The sequence below is a fragment of the Bartonella queenslandensis AUST/NH15 genome (assembly GCF_000312585.1).
Taxonomy (GTDB): Bacteria; Pseudomonadota; Alphaproteobacteria; order Rhizobiales; family Rhizobiaceae; genus Bartonella; species Bartonella queenslandensis_A.
In genome coordinates this window covers 41,153-44,469 of sequence record NZ_HE997997.1, presented here as the reverse complement: position 1 = coordinate 44,469, position 3,317 = coordinate 41,153, and the positions used below count along the sequence as shown (strand labels likewise).

2 protein-coding genes, 1 tRNA gene and 2 pseudogenes are annotated in these 3,317 nt (G+C 36.1%); 1 reads left to right on the top strand and 4 read right to left on the bottom strand.

Going from position 1 to position 3,317, the window contains the following annotated elements; all coding sequences use genetic code 11:
- Nucleotides 1–251, top strand: a pseudogene (locus BN338_RS03855) (antA/AntB antirepressor family protein); the annotation flags it as partial.
- 124 nt (nt 252–375) lie between these two features.
- On the opposite strand, the pseudogene BN338_RS03850 reads toward BN338_RS03855, so the two are convergent.
- From BN338_RS03850 to folE, 4 genes and pseudogenes are all read right to left on the bottom strand, one after another.
- Nucleotides 376–871: pseudogene (locus BN338_RS03850) on the bottom strand (hypothetical protein).
- Nucleotides 872–1,005: 134 nt separating this feature from the next.
- Nucleotides 1,006–2,193 carry an alpha/beta hydrolase gene (locus tag BN338_RS03845; RefSeq protein WP_039759203.1) on the bottom strand — a complete coding sequence of 396 codons (1,188 nt, stop codon included), beginning with the start codon at nt 2,191–2,193 and terminating at the stop codon, nt 1,006–1,008.
- 177 nt (nt 2,194–2,370) lie between these two features.
- A tRNA-Leu gene (locus BN338_RS03840) sits at nt 2,371–2,455 on the bottom strand.
- 139 nt (nt 2,456–2,594) lie between these two features.
- Nucleotides 2,595–3,215 carry a GTP cyclohydrolase I FolE gene (gene folE / locus BN338_RS03835; RefSeq protein WP_039759201.1) on the bottom strand — a complete coding sequence of 207 codons (621 nt, stop codon included), beginning with the start codon at nt 3,213–3,215 and terminating at the stop codon, nt 2,595–2,597.
- Nucleotides 3,216–3,317: the final 102 nt, after the last annotated feature.

Here is a 3,317-nt window from a genome sequence, read left to right as displayed (position 1 = left end):
TCACAAGATTTGCGGTTCCCAAAATTGGAAAGCGCAAAATCTAGGGCTGTTACAGCAATAGACTACCATCTCACCCTAGACATAGCAAAAGAACTTTCCATGATTGAACGCAATGAGAAAGGACGTAAAGCTCGTCGTTACTTTATTGAATGCAAAAAAAGTTAAAAAGCCAATCTGTTGATTATGACCGTGATACATGCTTTGATTTCCCAAAAGATTGGGATAAAATGTCTCCAAGTAAAAAAGCTGTTACAAAAGCTGCTTAAGTTAAAAAACGGAAGGAAGATAAAAGTAACTGCAATCTAAATGCATTGTTTGCTCGTAAAAATGAAATATTTTTATCAATGTGTTTGTTTTAGAAAATCTTTTTTGGCTTTAACATTCTTTTTCAAAAAGGTGCGGATTTTCAATAATAAGTTTTTCTCGCGCCTTTTGTAACTGCTTAATGACTTCATCAATTTTTGACGGAAAACAAAGAGCTTCTTCGCTATCCAACAAATGCTGCCTCTCCTTTCCCTCATATAAACATTGCATCTGAGATTGAAGTATTCTAACTTCTTGAAAAAAAAGACGTCCAGTTTCTTTAAAACCATTGTTAAGTGAAAAAAGTTGATCGGAAATAGATAGCAGAATTTGTTTTAAAAAGCGCTCATTTTCTTGGCGTTTACGATATTCCAAAATAAGAGCATGGCTTATCTCATCTAATTGTTTTTTTGTAGAATCAATTTGACGCAATAAATTTGGTTTTTCCCCCCATATCACCTTTTCTCACCTTCACAAGCATAGCATGAATCTCTAACAACTTAATTGCGGAATGAGATAAATAATCAACAACTGTAGGTGTATTGACATAGCTTTTCTGTGCAATCATTACAAACTCACCTAATAACTGTTTTTTAAACTCAGTCCGCTATTTCTTTTTTTATTTTACAAAGTCATTCTAAAGAAAGTGCTAAAAATACTCCTCCAATGCATTATTCAATAGTCTCCTTTCTTCTTTTCTTGTTATCGATGTAGAATTCGTGGAGAAAGAAAACGTAAAGGTGTATAAAGGATAAGATGTGTTGTTTTTTCCAACACACTACTACTATCTGCAAGGAGAGCTTGACTAGGTGATAATTCTGTACCTTGCATAATTGTTGAAGCCAAAGAACCTTCTCGAGAAAGAGCCATTAACGTTGGGGAAGACGCAAAGACATTATGTGCCCCCCCATCCACATGAGAAAAATCAAGAACGGTTATTCCATTTTTACGCAACATTTCAATATCTGAGCCATCACCCACACGGTGATGTCCACCCGTAAGACGCCCTGAAACAGCGAGAGCTTTATCCGCTCTGGATACTAGAATTGCTGTTGGTTGTGGAAGTTTTTTTATATCATTAAGTTGACGCTCAAATACATCAATATCAATGTCTGGTGCAGCCATTAATAAACTTGTAATACGGCGAATAGGCTTATATTTTCCCTGTAGAGCTAAGCTTCTAAATGCCTCCATTATAACAAAATTTCCCATAGAATGCGCAATAACCGAAATTTGATCAGCATTGGTTTCACTAATAAGTGTTAAGAGTTCTATCAATCCGTCACGGGCAAAATTAGCACTGTCACGATCATAAATATAAAGAGGAACTGATCCAGCAGAAGGCCAAGAATAATGTACAGCGACAACATTTAAAGAATAATCGTGTGTAAACTGTGCTGTACGAAATATACCATCTGCAAAATTATTATTATATCCGTGTATAAAAAGAAAAATTTCTCTTTTTCCTTTTGGCTTTTTTGCTAAAGCAGCATTTAATTTCTGTTTAAACTGTTCTTTATTATCGTATTTTTGCAATGAGACTGCCGCAAAATACTTATCATGTGTAGGTTTATACGCATTGATTTCAACAACCCCCTTTACATGTTGCTGAGGAATTCCCACGTCAACGCGATTATAATGTACTTTATTTGATCGCTCTGCGCCATAAGGTTGAGCATAATCATTTTGCATCTTACGGCTTGTTGCAACATATACTGGAACAATGGCTTTTGGAGAAATCGGTTTTCCTTCAACTTCTCTTTCTACTAGTGTCATAGAAGGAGTTGCATGCACCCCATGCCAAAGGACAGCACGCGAATCGCTACACGCTGATAATAAAAAAATACAAATAAAAAGTGTTAAATACCTTAGAACTCCCATACTTCTCACTGTAACTCATCCCCACCTATAAAAAATATAACGTTTCAAACGAACAGATTAAAGCAAAAAAATGAAGCGTTATGAAGAAAAAACCAGAAAATAACACGTAAAGAAAAACTTTTCTATAATTCGCACAAACCACCCTTTTCTGCACAAATTTCTCGTTACAGAGAAATTAATTGTTAATGGTGCGGTCGAGAAGACTCGAACTTCCACGGGTTGCCCCACAGCGACCTCAACGCTGCGCGTCTACCAATTCCGCCACGACCGCACGTGGTTAAGCAAAACACTTCGGCTTTCAGCCTTTAACAAATCATAAAGAAAGGTACAAGCCAATTTTCTCTTTCTCATAATTTATTTTATCCAGATGATTTATAACTCAATAAAGATTACTAGAAGTATGGGCTTTACTATGATCTTTGAAACATCATCATAAAATGTGCTTGTGCAGCTTGATCTTTTTCATAATAACCATGAAATTTTTTTGTAATTGTTGTAGATCCCTGCTTTTGGATTCCTCTCATAGCCATACACATGTGTTCAGCCTCAATCAATACGGCCACACCACGCGGTTTCAGATGCATTTCTAAAGCATGCGCCACTTGCGCTGTCATAGCTTCTTGTGTTTGTAAACGACGAGAAAAAATATCTACAACACGTACAATTTTTGAAAGGCCAACAATTTTTGAATCAGGAAGATAGGCTATGTGCGCTTTTCCAATAATTGGGATCATATGATGTTCGCAGTGTGAATAAAAAGGAATATTTTTTACGATTACCGATTCATTGTATCCTGAAACTTCTTCAAAAACTATTCCTAAGGTTTCTTCAACTGATTGATGATAACCACTAAAAAGCTCTCGATATGCTTTGGCTATACGTTTTGGAGTCTCTAAAAGCCCTTCTCTCTTTGGATTCTCCCCTACCCATAAGAGTAATGTACGAATCGCTTCTTCCACCTCTTCAATATTCGGACGCTTTTCTTCAGATAACAAAGAAGCCTTTGCGCCTCTTTTAGGAACATTACGCATTCAAAAACTCCACCCTTACTCTATACAAAACATTTGCGACAAACCTATTTCATTTTGTATAATCTCTATATAAGCGAATTAAAAGGTTAAACAATCACGTCT

Excerpts from the sequence above, each read along its gene's own strand:
- folE (WP_039759201.1), bottom strand. The coding sequence starts at position 3,215 with ATGCGTAATGTTCCTAAAAGAGGCGCAAAGGCTTCTTTGTTATCTGAA.